This is a genomic window from Bradyrhizobium sp. USDA 4011, assembly GCF_054063415.1.
This window is the reverse complement of record NZ_JBSSGG010000001.1, coordinates 7,849,612-7,864,681: the sequence shown is the minus strand read 5'-3', so window position 1 is coordinate 7,864,681 and position 15,070 is coordinate 7,849,612. Positions and strand designations below refer to the sequence as shown.

The window sequence follows — 15,070 nt, the reverse complement described above, 5'->3', positions numbered from 1 at the left end:
AGGCCGGGAGCGACACGCCGCTCCCGGCCTTCTTCATTCCAGATTGTCAGGCCGCGCGCTTCGACTTCTTCACGACGACCTCCGGCACCGGCGCGCAGGACAGCCGTTCCTGATGGCCCTCGCCCCAGGCTTTCAAAATATCGATCACCGGACGCAGGCTCTCGCCGAGTTCGGAGAGCGTGTATTCGACCCGCGGCGGCACCTCGGCGTAGACCTTGCGGATCACGAGGCCGTCGTCCTCCAGCGCCCGCAGTTGCTTGGTCAGCATGCGCTGGGTGATGCCGGGCATCCGCCGCCGCAGCTCGCCGAAGCGCTGGGTGCCGGCCTGCAAATGATACAGGATCACGCCCTTCCACTTGCCGTCGATCAGGTCGAGCGCCGCCTCGACCGCGCAGCCCGGCCGGCGCGCGAAGTTCTGCCGTTTCATCGAGAATTTCCCAATAGTATACAAACGGGGACTAGTTCCCTGTTTTTACAGTACTTGCCAAAAGGGCGCTAGCGCGACAGGTAACACGGCAGGCAATCGACCACCACGGAGACCAGGCATGAAGGCCGTCGGATACCAAAAATCGCTGCCGATCGAGGCGGCGGATTCGCTCGTCGATTTCGAGATCGCCAAGCCCGAACCGAAGGGGCGCGACATCCGCGTCGCGGTGAAGGCGATCTCGGCCAACCCGGTCGACTACAAGGTGCGCAAACGCGCCGCGCCGACCGACGGTGGCTACAAGATCCTCGGCTTCGATGCGGCCGGCGTGGTCGACGCCGTCGGGTCCGACGTCTCGCTGTTCAAGCCGGGCGATGAGGTGTTCTACGCGGGCTCGATCCTGCGCCAGGGCACCAACTCGGAATTTCATCTGGTGGATGAGCGCATCGTCGGCAACAAGCCGGCCTCATTGTCGTTCGCGCAGGCCGCCGCCCTGCCCCTGACCTCGATCACCGCTTGGGAGCTGCTGTTCGACCGGCTCGGCGCGGTGCCGGGCAAGAGCCTCGATCCACGCACGCTGCTGATCACCGGCGGCGCCGGCGGCGTCGGCTCGATCCTGATCCAGCTCGCGCGCCGCCTCACCGGGCTGACCGTGGTTGCGACCGCGACGCGGCCGGAGTCTCAGAAGTGGTGCCGCGATCTCGGTGCGCATGCGGTGATCGATCACTCGCAGCCGATGAAGGAGCAGATCGAGAGCTTGAGGCTGCCGCCGGTCGGCCTCGTCGCCAGCCTTACCTTCACCGACCAGCACTACAAGTCGATCGCCGACTTCATCGCGCCGCAGGGCAAGTTCGGCCTGATCGACGATCCCGCCGAATTCAACGTCGCCGTGTTCAAGGGCAAGGCGGTGTCGGTGCACTGGGAATCGATGTTCACGCGCTCCTCGTTCCAGACGCCTGACATGATCGCGCAGCATCATCTGCTCAACGACGTTGCCGACCTCATCGACAAGGGCGTGCTGCGCACCACGCTCGACCAGACCTTCGGCACCATCAACGCCGCCAACCTGAAGCGCGCCCATGCGCTGCTGGAAAGCGGCAAGTCGCGCGGCAAGATCGTGCTGGAGGGCTGGTAGCCCCGACGCGCAGGGTGAGTTAGCCCAGCGTATTTCGCTCTGCGAACGACGGTCACGCTGACGCTAACCCGCCCTACCAACTCGCGAGATATCCCCACAGGCCGGCGCGTGGCTTTGCCAAAGCCATGACATCGCCTGTATGATTTGCGCAACGATCACCCCGTCCTCAATCCGGCCGCGCGAGACGCGGCCGGAACGGTGGTGACGCCCCAAGGGGATACACGGGGATGGGAGGAAACCGATGAGTTTGCTCACGGCCGATCCGTCGCGGATCGATCCGGAGTGGATGACGCGGGCGCTGCGCGCAGCCGGTGCGATCGACCAGGCGAAGGTCATCGAACTCGTCTGCAAGCCGGTCGGCAATGGCCTCGTCGGCGACAGCTATCGGTTTCATCTGACCTATGACGGCGATGAGCCGAACGCGCCCTCAAGCGTCATCGGCAAATTCCCGGCCGCAGATCCCGACAGCCGCCGCTCCGGTTCCGCGCACACGCTCTACATCCGCGAGGTCGCCTTTTATCGCGAACTGGCGGCCACCGTCGACATTCACACCCCGCGGCCGATCCTCGCCGAAATCGATCTTGCGACCGACGACTTCACGCTGATCCTGGAAGACCTGGCGCCCGCACGCCCGGGAGACCAGCTCGCCGGATGCGCGATCGCGGACTGCCTGACGGCGATGCGTGAGGCCGCCGCGCTGCATGCGCCGCGATGGAACGACCCGACGCTCGACGCGGTGCAATGCTTCGTGGTCGCCGCAAGCCGGCGCAGGGATCTTCGCGCGGTGCTGCCCGCCATCATCGGTCACTACAAGGAGCGCTATCACGGCGTGATCGAGCCGGAATTCCTGGATCTGATCGACCGGCTGCCAGACGCGATACCGCGCTACCAGTCCGATCGATCGGTGCCGCGAACCTTGCAGCACGCGGACTTCCGGCTCGACAACATGCTTTTCGAGGTGCGCGGCAACACCCGTCCGATGGCGACGCTGGACTGGCAGACGCTGACGGTGGGGCCAGGCATCGTCGACGTCGCCTATTTCCTGTCGGCCGGTGTCGATCCGTCCGAGCGGCGGCTTCATGAAGCCGATCTCGTGCGGTTCTATCATTCCGAGCTGATCCGGCGCGGCGTGCGGGACTATGGCTGGGATGATTGCTGGCGGGATTACCGGCGCTACACGCTGCATGGCATCATGATGGGCGTCGTCTCGGCGCTCAGCGTCCAGCGCTCCGAGCGGGGCGACGCGCTGTTCCTGAAAATGACCCGTGGCGCCTGCGCGCAAGCGCTGGACCACGACAGTTTTTCATACTGGCAGGACTGACGCGCGATCGGGCGAAATGGCTGCCGTGAAGATGACGCGTCAAGACAGCGAAAGGGATCGGCGTGCTCAACAAACTGGACGACTTCCCCATCCACCAGACGCCGGAGCCGATCGCGGTTCCCTCGACCAGCGACCGCAATGTCTATGACCGGACCTGGTTCAACGGCTACACCGCCGACGGCGCGTATTATTTCGGGATCGGCATCGCGATCTACCCGCACCGCAAGATCCTCGATTGCGCCTTCAGCGTCGTGGAGCGTGGCGGACGGCAGCATTGCTTCTACGGTTCGCGGCGGGCGCCGCTCGAGCGCACCGAGATGCAGGTCGGCCCGTTCAGGCTGGAGGTCATCGAACCGATGCGGCGGACGCGGGTCGTGCTCGACGACAATGCGACGGGTCTCGCCTGCGACCTGACCTTCTCCGCACGCACGGCCGCGATCCAGGAGGCGCGGCAAACGCTTTGGTCCGGCGACCGCCGCGCGGTGGACTCGACCCGGTTCGACCAGTTCGGCCGCTGGAGCGGCGTCGTGCGCCACCCCGATGGCGAGATCAAGGTGGACGATCACGCCTGCTACGGCACCAAGGATCGCTCCTGGGGGGTTCGCAATGTCGGCGAACGCGATGTCGGCGGCGCGCCGATGCCGCCGCCGAGCGTGTTCTTCCTCTGGGCCCCGCTGGTCTGGGACGACCACATCTCGCATGCCATCTTTTTCGACGGGACACAGGGTGAGGCCCTGGTCCGCGAGGGCATCACCGCGCCATTGTACCGGAGCGAAGCCGAGATTCCCGGCGTCGTCGATGGGCGCGACCGCCGCATGGCAACCGCGCGGCACCGCGTCAAATACGTCCCGAACACGCGCCTTGCGCAGTCAGCCGAAATCGACCTGGTCGACATCGACGGCCACACCTCGACCATCGCGCTCGACCCGATCCTGAAATTCCAGATGAAGGGCCTCGGCTACGGTCATCCGCAATGGGGCCAGGGCATGTGGAAGGGCGAGCTCGAGATCGGCGGCGAGTCGTTCGATCCCGTCACGCTCGATCCGCTGGCCCGCGAGAACGTGCACGTGCAACAGGTGGTGCGCGCCCGCCAGGGCGACCGGACGGGTATTGGCGTCCTGGAGCAGATATGCTTCGGCCCCTACCGTCCGGCCGGCTTCAGCGAGTTTCTCGACGGCGCCAAGGGTTAGCAAGGGTTAGCTCGGCGGCACGCCTTCGACGAAGATCAGCCGGCGGTCCAACGCGGTCCGCCGATGCTTGAGCGCCTCGGCATATTCCGGCGATGCGTACCACTCGCGCAGCCGCGTCATCGACGGGAATTCGACGACGATGATGCTCTTCGGCGGCGGGCCGCCTTCGACGGCCTCCGCAGCACCGCCGCGCACCAGATAGCGCCCGCCATACTGCGCGATCGCCTTGGCGGCGATGGCGCGATAGGCCTCGAAGCCTGCGGCATCCTTCACGTCGACCTCGGAAATCACATAGGCTGACATGGCCGCGCCTCAGGCGATGGTATTGACGATGCCGCCCTCGGCGCGCAGCGCGGCGCCATTGGTCGCGGAGGCCTGCTTGGAGCAGACATAGACGACGAGGTTGGCGATCTCCTCGGTGCTCGCAAAGCGTTGCAACAGCGAGGTCGGCCGGTGCTGCTTGACGAAGTTGGAGGCCGCCTCCTCGACCGACTGGCCGTTCTGCTGGGCGAGATCCTTGACGAAGGTCTCGACCCCCTCGGACATCGTCGGCCCCGGCAGCACGGAGTTGACGGTGACCGCGGTGCCACGGGTCAGCTGCGCGAGCCCGCGCGCGATCGCGAGCTGCGCGGTCTTGGTCGTGCCGTAGTGGATCATCTCGGTCGGGATGTTGAGGCCGGATTCCGAGGAGATGAAGACGATGCGGCCCCAATTGCGCTTCAGCATGCCCTGCATGTAGCCGCGCGACAGCCGCACGCCCGACATCACGTTAACCTCGAAGAAGCGGCTCCAGTCCTCGTCGGGAATATCGAAGAACGGCTTCGGCTCGAAGATGCCGGCATTGTTGACGAGGATGTCGACCTCGGGCAGAGCCGCGAGCAGCGCCTTGCACCCGGCCGATGTCGAGACGTCGGCGGCGATGCCGCGGACTTTGGCGCCTGGCACTGCCTTCTCGATCGCGGCAACCGCTGCATCGACCTTGGCCTCGCTGCGGCCGTTGATGACGACATCGGCGCCGGTTTCTGCCAGCCCCCTGGCGATGGCGTTGCCGATGCCCGCGGTCGAGCCGGTCACCAGCGCGGTCTTTCCGGAAAGGTCGATTTTCATTTGTCATCTCCATTGATGTGAATGGAGATATCGGGCGTGGGATCACGCATAGCAATTGCACCTCACCGACGCGTGAGAAACTTGAAGACATCTCGTCGTCCTGGCGAAAGCCAGGACGACCACTGGGATGGAGCGCCGCGCAAAATAAAAACGGCGCCCGAAGGCGCCGTCTTCAAAACCTGGCTCGAGAGCGGTCTAGCCGCCTCGGCGAGAGCGGCGTTACGCCGCCTCGGCTTCCTTGCCCTGGGCCGGACCGGAGTCCTGGCCCTTGGCATCGACGTCGCGATCGACGAACTCGATCACGGCCATCGCCGCGTTGTCGCCGTAGCGGAAGCCGGCCTTGATGATGCGGGTGTAGCCGCCCTGGCGGTCCTTGTAGCGGGTCGCCAGCGTGTCGAACAGCTTCTTGACCTGGTCGAGGTCGCGCAGCTCCGAGATCGCCTGGCGGCGCAGGGCCAGGCCACCCTTCTTGCCGAGGGTGACGAGCTTCTCGACGATCGGCCGCAGCTCCTTGGCCTTCGGCAGCGTGGTGACGATCTGCTCGTGCTTGATCAGCGCGGCCGCCATGTTGGCGAACATCGCACGCCGGTGCTCGGCGGTGCGGTTGAGCTTCCGATGAACCTTGCCGTGACGCATTGACTTCTTCCTTCTTCAATTCTGCCGCGGTGGTTCAGCGACAAGTTTTGCAGGTGGGCATCCTGCGTTCGCCCGCAAAAGCGCCTTGGCGCGCTTTTGCTATCTCGCTTGAGCATGATCCTCGCGGAAAACCGCTCCGCACTTTTCCAGGATCATGCTGCGTAAAATCGTGGCCGGAGATGCTCCGGCCACGACGGTGAATTCGGATCAGTAGTGATCCTCGAAGCGCTTGGCGAGCTCGTCGATGTTCTCCGGCGGCCAGCCCGGCACTTCCATGCCGAGGTGCAGGCCCATCTGGGCCAGCACTTCCTTGATCTCGTTCAGCGACTTGCGGCCGAAGTTCGGGGTGCGGAGCATTTCCGCTTCGGACTTCTGCACGAGGTCGCCGATGTAGACGATGTTGTCGTTCTTCAGGCAGTTTGCCGAACGCACCGACAGCTCGAGCTCGTCGACCTTCTTGAGGAACGCCGGGTTGAACGCGAGATCGGGGATGATCTCCTGCGTGACTTCCTTGCGCGGCTCTTCGAAGTTGACGAACACGTTGAGCTGATCCTGCAGGATGCGCGCCGCATAGGCCACCGCGTCCTCCGGCGTGATCGCGCCGTTGGTCTCGATCGTCATGGTCAGCTTGTCGTAGTCGAGGATCTGGCCCTCACGGGTGTTCTCGACCTTGTAGGAGACCTTGCGGACCGGCGAGAACAGGCTGTCGACCGGGATCAGGCCGATCGGCGCATCCTCAGGCCGGTTGCGCTCGGCGGCGACATAGCCCTTGCCGGTCGCGACCGTGAACTCCATGCGGATCTCGGCACCATCGTCCAGCGTGCAGAGCTGCAGGTCGGGATTGAGCACGGTGACGTCGCCGACGGTCTGGATATCGCCGGCGGTGACGGCGCCCGGGCCCTGCTTCTTCACGACCATGCGCTTCGGGCCTTCGCCCTGCATCTTGATCGAGATGTCCTTGATGTTGAGGACGATGTCGGTGACGTCTTCGCGGACACCGGCGATCGAGGAGAACTCGTGCAGCACGCCGTCGATATGCACCGACTGCACCGCCGCGCCCTGCAGCGAGGACAGCAGGATGCGGCGCAGCGCGTTGCCGAGCGTCTGGCCGAAGCCGCGCTCAAGCGGCTCGGCGACCACGGTGGCGAACCGGCTCGCGTCCGAGCCCGGCGTCACCTGCAGCTTGTTCGGTCGAATAAGTTCTTGCCAATTTTTCTGGATCGTCACTTGTTCACCCATGTGCCAGTCGTCGGGCCCGTCGAATGGCCGAACCTGGCGTTGGAGATCGCGGAACAGTCCGCGCGGTCAATTCCAAAAACGATCGCAGGGCGGCTGGAGGCCGCCCGCGATTTACAGATCAAACGCGCCGACGCTTGCGCGGACGGCAGCCATTGTGCGGGATCGTGGTCACGTCGCGGATCGAGGTGACGGTGAAGCCCGCAGCCTGCAGCGCACGGAGCGCCGACTCACGGCCCGAACCCGGGCCGGCCACTTCAACCTCCAGCGTGCGCATGCCGTGTTCCTGCGCCTTCTTGGAGACGTCTTCGGCCGCGACCTGCGCGGCATAGGGGGTCGACTTGCGCGAGCCCTTGAAGCCCATCGTGCCAGCCGACGACCAGGCGATGGTGTTGCCCTGCGCGTCGGTGATGGTGATGGTCGTGTTGTTGAACGACGAATTCACGTGCGCGATGCCGGAGGCGATGTTCTTGCGTTCGCGGCGGCGTACGCGGGTGGCTTCCTTGCCCATTTCAAACCTTTCCTGTGATCTCAACGCCGCCGTAGTGCCAGCGGCTACACCTCAAAACGCAAATGGCGAGCAGCGAATTTTGATTCGCTACTCCCCACCTGCAATTCGCGAAACTTACTTCTTCTTGCCGGCGATCGCCTTGGCCGGACCCTTGCGCGTGCGCGCATTGGTGTGGGTGCGCTGGCCGCGCACCGGCAGACCACGGCGATGACGCAGGCCGCGATAGCAGCCGAGGTCCATCAGCCGCTTGATGTTGATGCCGACCTCACGACGGAGGTCGCCCTCGACCAGATAGTCGCGGTCGATGACTTCGCGGATCTGCAGGACCTCCTGGTCGGTCAACTGGCTGACACGACGGTCCGCCGGGATCTTGACCTTCTCGATGATGTCGGCCGCGTTCTTCTGGCCGATACCATGGATGTACTGAAGCGCGATCAGCACGCGCTTATTGGTAGGAATGTTGACGCCGGCAATACGGGCCACGGACTTCTCTCCTGTCGCCGATCCATCACGGATACGGGCTTCTCAAGTTCTTGCTCTCTGCGGGCTTGTGTCCGCAAACGCGAACACGACGCCCTTCCCCTGATGTCCTTCGGGGCCCGGCATCGTCATAAAACTATCCAACTTGGATGCGGGGCTTATTAAAGGATTCATGTCGGTTTCGTCAACCGCTCCTAGCGTTTAGCTCGCTTTTTCGTGAGCCTTTTTGCTGCCTTTTTGGTGGCCTTTGCCCCCTTCCGGGCATTCGCGGTACGGGCGGCCTGCCTTGCGGCCTTCTTCACGGTCTTCCTGGCCGGTTGCATCGCCGTTTTCTTGGTCGTTTTCTTGGCAGCCTTCTTGGCGGCTTTGACCTTGGAGGCCGGCTTTGAGGCCGCCTTGGCCCCCTTCCGGGCCGGCTTGGCGGCCGTTTTGGCCGATTCGGCGACCTTCTTGGTCGCCTTTTTCGCGGTCTTCTTAGCCGTCCTGGACGCCTTCGAGGCGCTCTTGTGCTCCTCGTGCTCCTTCGGTTCCAGCGCGCCGAGCGCGGTCAGGATCCGGTTGATCTCGCGGGTGACGTGCTCGATGGTCATCATGCCATCGACCGTCAGGAGCTTCCGCCGCTCCGAATAATAGTGAATCAGCGGCTCGGTCATCGAGCGGTACTGCGCCAGGCGCCTGGTCAGCACTTCCGGCGTATCGTCGAGGCGCACTTCCTCGCCGCGCGCGCGGGTTTCCTCGGCGCGCTTCTCGACGCGGGCGAGCAGCGCACTCTCGTTGACGCGCAGCTCGACGACGGCGTCGAGCTTGAGGTGCTTTTTCCGGAGCAACTCGTCGAGCGCCTCCGCCTGCGGCACGGTGCGCGGGAAGCCGTCGAGAATGAAGCCCTTCTTCGCGTCGGGCTCCTCGATCCGGTCGGCGATGATTCCCACCACGACCTCGTCGGGAACCAGGCCGCCATTGGCCATGATCTCCTTGGCCTGCAAGCCGACCGGGGTGCCCGCGGCAGCGGCAGCGCGCAGCATCTCGCCGGTCGAGAGCTGAACGATCCCATGCCGGTGCACCAGCCGCTGCGCCTGGGTTCCCTTGCCCGAGCCCGGCGGCCCCAAAAGGATCAATCTCATATCTGTTTCGCCCCCCGGCTAGGTGGGCGACGTCCGCACACCCGTGTTTTGAGTTTGGAGCCGCGCCGCGATCAGCGGCGGCGGCCTCCCCTGAGCTTCGACTTCCTGATCAGCCCTTCATACTGATGGGCGAGCAGATAGCCCTGAACCTGCGACACCGTATCCATCGTTACACTGACGACGATCAAAAGCGAGGTGCCACCAAAGTAGAATGGGACCGAGGCGTAGGAAATCAGAATTTCGGGGATCAGGCAGACGATCGCGAGATAGATCGCACCGAGCACCGTGATGCGCGACAGCACGTAGTCGATGTATTCCGCGGTGCGCTCACCGGGCCGGATGCCCGGGATGAAGCCGCCATGCTTCTTCAGATTGTCGGCGGTCTCGGTCGGGTTGAACACGATCGCGGTGTAGAAGAACGCGAAGAACACGATCAGCGCGAGATACAAGAGCAGGAACAGCGGCCGGCCATGGCTGAGCTGGGTGGTGAGCCACTGGAACCACTCCGGCCCCTTGCCGGCGTTGAAGTTCGCAACCGTGGTCGGCAGCAGCAGCAGCGACGAGGCGAAGATCGGCGGAATCACGCCCGAGGTGTTGAGCTTGAGCGGCAGATGCGAGGACTGGCCCTCGAACATCTTGTTGCCGACCTGGCGCTTCGGATACTGAATCAGCAACCGGCGCTGCGCACGCTCCATGAACACGATGAAGGCGATCACGGCGACCGCCATCACGATGACGATCAGGATCAGGCCGGTCGACATCGCGCCCTGGCGGCCGAGTTCCAGCATGTTGGCGAGCGCCGACGGCAGCTCGGCGACGATGCCGGAGAGGATGATTAGCGAGATACCGTTGCCGATGCCGCGCGAGGTGATCTGCTCGCCGAGCCACATCAGGAACATGGTGCCGCCGGTCAGCGTGATCGCGGTCGAGATCCGGAAGAACATGCCGGGGTCGCTGACGACATTGCCGGCGCCTTCGAGGCCGATCGCGATGCCGTAGGACTGGAACAGCGCCAGGATCACCGTCAGATAGCGGGTGTACTGGTTCAGCGTCTTGCGGCCCGCCTCGCCTTCCTTCTTGAGCGCCTCGAGCTGCGGCGACACGGTGGTCAGCAGCTGAACGATGATCGATGCCGAGATGTACGGCATGATGTTCAGCGCAAAGATCGCCATGCGGTGGATGCCGCCGCCGGCGAACATGTTGAACATGCCGAGGATGCCGCCGGACTGGCTGCGGAACACCTGCTCCCAGATGTTGGGATCGATGCCCGGCAGCGGGATATAGGTGCCCAGCCGATAAACAAGCAGCGCACCCAGGGTGAACCAGATGCGCTTCTTCAGCTCGTCGGCTTTCGCCAGCTGTCCGAAATTGAGGTTTGCGGCAAGTTGTTCGGCTGCTGAGACCATGTTCGGCTTTCTCCCGGAGCCCGCTTCGCCGACGCCCCAAGAAACTCGTTCTCTCGGGCCGTCGGCAGACACCGGACATTATCTGGTGCGCGGCCTCGATAAGTCCATCATTCGATCTGCGGATTGCCCGCGCAGGCCGCGGGCAATGACGCAGATGTTACGCCGCCTCGCCTTCGTCCTTGGCGGGGGCCAGGATCTTGACCGAGCCGCCGGCCTTCTCGACCGCAGCAATGGCCGACTTGGAGGCGCCGTGCGCTTCGATGGTCAGCTTGGTCTTGATCTCGCCGCGGCCGAGCAGCCGCAACCCGTCCTTGGCGCGGCGCAGCACGCCGGCCTTCACCAGCGACTCGACGTTCACCGTCGCGCTCGCATCGACCAGCTTGTTGTCGATCGCTTCCTGCAGACGGTCGAGATTGATCTCGGCGAAGTCGAGCCGGAAGATGTTGTTGAAGCCGCGCTTCGGCAGACGGCGATGCATCGGCATCTGGCCGCCTTCGAAACCCTTGATGCGGACGCCCGAACGCGCGGTCTGGCCCTTGCCGCCGCGGCCCGAGGTCTTGCCCTTGCCGGAACCGATGCCACGGCCGACACGCATGCGCTTCTTGCGCGAGCCGGCGTTGTCGGCGATATCGCTGAGCTTCATCGCCCTTCTCCTTATCTCTGCTTACTCGCCGACGACGCGGACGAGATGCTGGACTTTGCTGATCATGCCGCGAACTTCAGGGGTATCCTGCAGCTCGGCTACCCGGCCGATCTTGTTGAGCTTGAGGCCGATCAGCGTCGAACGCTGCGAGTGATGGCGGCGGATTGCGCTGCCGATCTGCTCGACCTTGATGGTCTTGCTGGCCTGGGCCATGACAGTAACTCCGAATAGCGCTTCGAGAAGCGAGCGTTGTTATTCCGCCACCACTTCGGCGTCACCGCCGACGCGGCGCGACTGCAGGGTGGAGACCTTGATGTTGCGGCGCGCAGCCACCGAGCGCGGCGAATCCTGATGCTTCAGCGCGTCGAAGGTCGCGCGAACCATGTTGTAGGGATTCGACGAGCCGATCGACTTCGCCACCACGTCCTGGATGCCGAGTGTCTCGAACACCGCGCGCATCGGGCCGCCGGCGATGATGCCGGTACCGGCCGGAGCGGCACGCAGGTAGACGCGGCCGGCGCCGTGACGGCCGGCGATGTCGTGATGCAGCGTGCGGCCTTCGCGCAGCGCGACCCGCGTCAGGTTGCGCTTCGCCGATTCGGTCGCCTTGCGGATCGCTTCCGGAACTTCGCGCGCCTTGCCGTGGCCGAAACCGACCCGGCCCTTCTGATCGCCAATCACGACCAGCGCCGCAAAGCCGAAGCGCTTGCCGCCCTTGACGACCTTCGCCACGCGATTGATGTGGACGAGCTTGTCGACGAACTCGCTGTCGCGCTCCTCGCGATCCCTGCTCCGTTCGCGTCCGCCGCGTTCGCGTTCACCTGCCATGGTGTTTTCCAATCTCTAGGAGGCCTGACGCCTCTATCCTGGTAATCGTTCGTAAAGTTTAGAAGCTCAATCCGCCTTCGCGCGCCGCATCCGCGAGCGCCTTGACGCGCCCGTGATAGATGTAGGCGCCGCGATCGAACACGACTTCCTTGACACCCTTCTGCGCCGCGCGTTCCGCCAGCAGCTTGCCGACGGCCTTCGCCGCATCGATGTCGGCGCCGGTCTTGCCGGCGTCGCGCAGGTTCTTCTCCAGCGACGAGGCGGACGCGAGCGTCTCGCCCTTCTGGTCGTCGATGACCTGGGCGTAGATGTGCTTGGACGAGCGGAACACCGACAGCCGCGGACGGCCGCCTGCCGAGCGGCGAAGCGCAAGGCGGACGCGCTGCTTGCGCCGGGCATTCGTAACCTTGAGTGACATGACCGGCTCCGTTACTTCTTCTTGCCTTCCTTGCGGAAGATGAATTCGTTGGCGTACTTCACGCCCTTGCCCTTGTAGGGCTCCGGCGGACGGTAGGCGCGGATCTCGGCGGCGACCTGGCCGACGCGCTGCGGATCGTTGCCGGTGATCGTGATCTCGGTCGGCTTCGGCACCGCGATGGTGATGCCTTCCGGGATCGCGTAGACCACGTCGTGGCTGTAGCCGAGCGCGAGCTGCAGGTTCTTGCCCTGCATCGCGGCGCGGTAACCGACGCCGGTGATCTCGAGCTTCTTCTCGAAGCCCTTGGTGACGCCCTCGACGAGGTTGGCGACCTGCGCGCGCGCGGTGCCGTACATCGCCTGCGCGCGGTTGGTCTTGACGCGCGGGGCGACCTTGACCTGGCCGTTCTCGAACTTCACCTCGACGTCGTCATGCACGACGAACTGAAGCTGGCCCTTCGGCCCCTTCACCTTCACCGTCTGGCCCTCGACGCTTGCCGTCACACCCGACGGGATCGCCACCGGCCTCTTGCCGATACGTGACATCGTAAAATCCTTCCTCAGAACACCGTGAAGAGAACTTCGCCGCCCACGTTGGCGTCGCGCGCCTCGTGGTCAGCCATGATTCCCTTCGGCGTCGACAACACCGAAATGCCGAGACCGTTGTTCACGCGCGGCAGGTTCTTCACCGAGGCGTAAACCCGGCGGCCCGGCTTCGACACCCGCTCGATCTCGCGGATGACGGGCTCGCCGTCGAAATACTTCAGCTCGATCTCGAGCTCGCTGCGGCCCGAGGCATGCTCGACGCTGGCGTAGCCCCGGATGTAGCCCTCGGACTTCAGCACTTCGAGCACGTTGGCGCGCATCTTCGAGCCGGGGCTCGAGACCTTGGACTTCGAACGCATCTGCGCGTTGCGGATGCGGGTGATGAGATCGCTGATCGGATCGTGCGTAGACATTGTTCCGACCCTCCCCTTACCAGCTCGACTTCACGAGGCCGGGAACCAGGCCCTTGGAGCCGAGTTCACGCAGCGCGATGCGCGAGAGCTTGTTCTTGCGGTAGTTCGAGCGCGGACGCCCGGTCAGCTCGCAACGGTTGCGGATGCGCGTCGGCGACGAGTTGCGCGGCATCTCGGCGAGCTTCAGCGTCGCCGCGAAGCGCTCTTCCATCGGCTTGGTCTTGTCGGCGATGATCGCCTTCAGCTTCTCGCGGCGCGGGCCGGCGTTCTTCGCCATCCGCTTGCGCCGGTTGTTCTTCTCGATCGAACTCTTCTTTGCCATGCTTGGCTCCTGGGTATCCGCGTTTGAGTGGCTTTGGCTCAGCTACTCACTGCCGGAACGGGAAATTGAAAGCGGTCAACAAGGCGCGCGCCTCGTCGTCGGTCTTGGCGGTGGTGCAGACCGTGATGTCCATGCCACGCGCTTCCGAGACCTTGTCGAAGTCGATCTCGGGGAAAATGATGTGCTCCTTGATGCCGAGCGAATAGTTGCCACGGCCGTCGAAGCTCTTCGGGTTCAGGCCGCGGAAGTCGCGGACGCGGGGCAGCGCCACGTTCACCAGGCGGTCGATGAACTCGTACATATGGGCCTTGCGCAGCGTGACCTTGCAGCCGATCGGCTGGTTCTCGCGCAGCTTGAAGGTCGCGATCGCGATCCGCGAATAGGTCACGATCGCCTTCTGGCCGGCGATCTGGCTCAGCTCGGCAGCGGCGGTCTCGGCCTTCTTGCGGTCGTTGACGGAATCGCCGACGCCCATGTTGAGCACGACCTTGTCGAGGCGCGGCACCTGCATCACGTTGGCATAACCGAACTTCTCGGTCATCATGCCGCGGATCTTCTTGTCATACTCCGCGCGCAGGCGCGGCGTGTAAGCTGTATCAGCCATCGATCTCTGCTCCCGAGCTCTTGGCAACACGAACCTTCTTGCCATCGGCATGAATCTTGAACCCAATGCGGGTCGGCTTGCCGTCCTTGCCGACATACGCAATGTTGGACAGGTCGATCGGCATCTCCTTGGAGATGATGCCGCCTTCCTGGGTCTGGCTCTGCTTCTGGTGACGCTTCACCATGTTGATGCCGCGAACGAGAGCTTTGTTCTCGTCCGGACGCACCTCGAACACCTCGCCGGTGCGACCCTTGTCGCGGCCGGTGAGCACCATCACCTTGTCGCCCTTGCGGATCTTGGCAGCCATCACAGCACCTCCGGCGCAAGCGAAATGATCTTCATGTGGTTCTTGGCGCGCAGCTCGCGCGGCACCGGCCCGAAGATACGGGTGCCGACCGGCTCGGACTGATTGTTGATCAGCACGGCGGCGTTGCGGTCGAAGCGGATGACCGAACCGTCGGCGCGGCGGATGTCCTTGCGGACCCGGACCACGACGGCCTTCATCACGTCGCCCTTCTTCACCTTGCCACGCGGAATGGCTTCCTTGATCGACACAACGATAACGTCGCCCACGGTGGCATAGCGGCGCTTGGAGCCTCCAAGAACCTTGATGCACATGACACGGCGTGCGCCTGAATTATCGGCCACGTCGAGGTTGGTCTGCATCTGAATCATTGATGCACCTCGTCCTCTTTCTGCGCTTTAGCGCGCCCAAAATTTCCCTGAATGT

General features: G+C 64.1%; 22 protein-coding genes. 3 read left to right on the top strand and 19 right to left on the bottom strand.

The genetic code is table 11. The annotated features are described in order from the left end of the window. Positions 1-46: 46 nt before the first annotated feature. On the bottom strand, positions 47-427 hold the full coding sequence (locus ACVW1C_RS37260; RefSeq protein WP_456762491.1) for a winged helix-turn-helix transcriptional regulator: 381 nt from the start codon (positions 425-427) through the stop codon (positions 47-49). 118 nt (positions 428-545) lie between these two features. On the opposite strand from ACVW1C_RS37260, the gene ACVW1C_RS37255 reads away from it, so the two are divergent. From ACVW1C_RS37255 to ACVW1C_RS37245, 3 genes are all read left to right on the top strand, one after another. Next, the gene (locus tag ACVW1C_RS37255; RefSeq protein ID WP_456762490.1) at positions 546-1,559 is read left to right on the top strand and encodes a zinc-binding alcohol dehydrogenase family protein; all 1,014 of its coding nucleotides are present in this window, start codon (positions 546-548) and stop codon (positions 1,557-1,559) included. A gap of 241 nt (positions 1,560-1,800) precedes the next feature. Next, positions 1,801-2,880, top strand: a complete 1,080-nt coding sequence (locus tag ACVW1C_RS37250) for a phosphotransferase (protein WP_456762489.1) — start codon at positions 1,801-1,803, stop codon at positions 2,878-2,880. Between the two features lie 62 nt (positions 2,881-2,942). Continuing rightward, entirely contained in the window at positions 2,943-4,070 is a 1,128-nt protein-coding gene (locus ACVW1C_RS37245; RefSeq protein WP_456762488.1) for a hypothetical protein, read from the top strand. A gap of 6 nt (positions 4,071-4,076) precedes the next feature. On the opposite strand, the gene ACVW1C_RS37240 is transcribed toward ACVW1C_RS37245, so the two are convergent. From ACVW1C_RS37240 to rplN, 18 genes are all read right to left on the bottom strand, one after another. Next, a complete protein-coding gene (locus ACVW1C_RS37240) occupies positions 4,077-4,373 on the bottom strand; it encodes a DUF1330 domain-containing protein (RefSeq protein ID WP_456762487.1) in 297 nt (98 codons plus the stop codon). A 9-nt stretch (positions 4,374-4,382) separates the two neighbouring features. Next, positions 4,383-5,177, bottom strand: a complete 795-nt coding sequence (locus tag ACVW1C_RS37235; RefSeq protein ID WP_456762486.1) for an SDR family NAD(P)-dependent oxidoreductase — start codon at positions 5,175-5,177, stop codon at positions 4,383-4,385. Positions 5,178-5,396: 219 nt separating this feature from the next. After that, entirely contained in the window at positions 5,397-5,813 is a 417-nt protein-coding gene (gene rplQ, locus ACVW1C_RS37230; RefSeq protein ID WP_176530652.1) for a 50S ribosomal protein L17, read from the bottom strand. Positions 5,814-6,020: 207 nt separating this feature from the next. Next, entirely contained in the window at positions 6,021-7,052 is a 1,032-nt protein-coding gene (locus ACVW1C_RS37225) for a DNA-directed RNA polymerase subunit alpha (RefSeq protein ID WP_092114981.1), read from the bottom strand. Positions 7,053-7,170: 118 nt separating this feature from the next. Further along, on the bottom strand, positions 7,171-7,560 hold the full coding sequence (gene rpsK, locus ACVW1C_RS37220) for a 30S ribosomal protein S11 (RefSeq protein ID WP_006021048.1): 390 nt from the start codon (positions 7,558-7,560) through the stop codon (positions 7,171-7,173). A gap of 114 nt (positions 7,561-7,674) precedes the next feature. Then, positions 7,675-8,043 (bottom strand): 30S ribosomal protein S13, encoded by a 369-nt coding sequence (rpsM, locus tag ACVW1C_RS37215; protein ID WP_173637151.1) that lies wholly within the window; start codon positions 8,041-8,043, stop codon positions 7,675-7,677. A 191-nt stretch (positions 8,044-8,234) separates the two neighbouring features. Continuing rightward, positions 8,235-9,161 (bottom strand): adenylate kinase, encoded by a 927-nt coding sequence (locus tag ACVW1C_RS37210; RefSeq protein WP_456762485.1) that lies wholly within the window; start codon positions 9,159-9,161, stop codon positions 8,235-8,237. 71 nt (positions 9,162-9,232) lie between these two features. Beyond that, positions 9,233-10,567 carry a preprotein translocase subunit SecY gene (gene secY, locus ACVW1C_RS37205; protein ID WP_024578584.1) on the bottom strand — a complete coding sequence of 445 codons (1,335 nt, stop codon included), beginning with the start codon at positions 10,565-10,567 and terminating at the stop codon, positions 9,233-9,235. A gap of 157 nt (positions 10,568-10,724) precedes the next feature. Then, positions 10,725-11,210, bottom strand: a complete 486-nt coding sequence (rplO, locus tag ACVW1C_RS37200) for a 50S ribosomal protein L15 (RefSeq protein ID WP_176530648.1) — start codon at positions 11,208-11,210, stop codon at positions 10,725-10,727. Positions 11,211-11,231: 21 nt separating this feature from the next. Beyond that, positions 11,232-11,423, bottom strand: a complete 192-nt coding sequence (rpmD, locus tag ACVW1C_RS37195) for a 50S ribosomal protein L30 (RefSeq protein WP_092114985.1) — start codon at positions 11,421-11,423, stop codon at positions 11,232-11,234. A gap of 39 nt (positions 11,424-11,462) precedes the next feature. After that, positions 11,463-12,038 carry a 30S ribosomal protein S5 gene (gene rpsE / locus ACVW1C_RS37190; RefSeq protein WP_028349043.1) on the bottom strand — a complete coding sequence of 192 codons (576 nt, stop codon included), beginning with the start codon at positions 12,036-12,038 and terminating at the stop codon, positions 11,463-11,465. Between the two features lie 58 nt (positions 12,039-12,096). After that, entirely contained in the window at positions 12,097-12,456 is a 360-nt protein-coding gene (gene rplR / locus ACVW1C_RS37185) for a 50S ribosomal protein L18 (RefSeq protein ID WP_029081760.1), read from the bottom strand. An 11-nt stretch (positions 12,457-12,467) separates the two neighbouring features. Next, entirely contained in the window at positions 12,468-13,001 is a 534-nt protein-coding gene (gene rplF, locus ACVW1C_RS37180) for a 50S ribosomal protein L6 (RefSeq protein WP_092114986.1), read from the bottom strand. 14 nt (positions 13,002-13,015) lie between these two features. Beyond that, positions 13,016-13,414: a 30S ribosomal protein S8 gene (gene rpsH, locus ACVW1C_RS37175; RefSeq protein ID WP_021081651.1), complete on the bottom strand. Its 399-nt coding sequence runs from the start codon at positions 13,412-13,414 to the stop codon at positions 13,016-13,018. A 16-nt stretch (positions 13,415-13,430) separates the two neighbouring features. Then, the gene (gene rpsN, locus ACVW1C_RS37170; protein ID WP_074126938.1) at positions 13,431-13,736 is read right to left on the bottom strand and encodes a 30S ribosomal protein S14; all 306 of its coding nucleotides are present in this window, start codon (positions 13,734-13,736) and stop codon (positions 13,431-13,433) included. A 46-nt stretch (positions 13,737-13,782) separates the two neighbouring features. Next, positions 13,783-14,340 (bottom strand): 50S ribosomal protein L5, encoded by a 558-nt coding sequence (gene rplE / locus ACVW1C_RS37165; RefSeq protein ID WP_021081652.1) that lies wholly within the window; start codon positions 14,338-14,340, stop codon positions 13,783-13,785. Beyond that, complete coding sequence (gene rplX, locus ACVW1C_RS37160) at positions 14,333-14,647, bottom strand: 50S ribosomal protein L24 (RefSeq protein WP_173637157.1); 315 nt, start codon at positions 14,645-14,647, stop codon at positions 14,333-14,335. Before rplX ends, rplE begins: the two co-directional genes overlap by 8 nt. Then, positions 14,647-15,015 carry a 50S ribosomal protein L14 gene (gene rplN, locus ACVW1C_RS37155; RefSeq protein WP_011473865.1) on the bottom strand — a complete coding sequence of 123 codons (369 nt, stop codon included), beginning with the start codon at positions 15,013-15,015 and terminating at the stop codon, positions 14,647-14,649. Before rplN ends, rplX begins: the two co-directional genes overlap by 1 nt. Between the last annotated feature and the right edge of the window lie 55 nt (positions 15,016-15,070).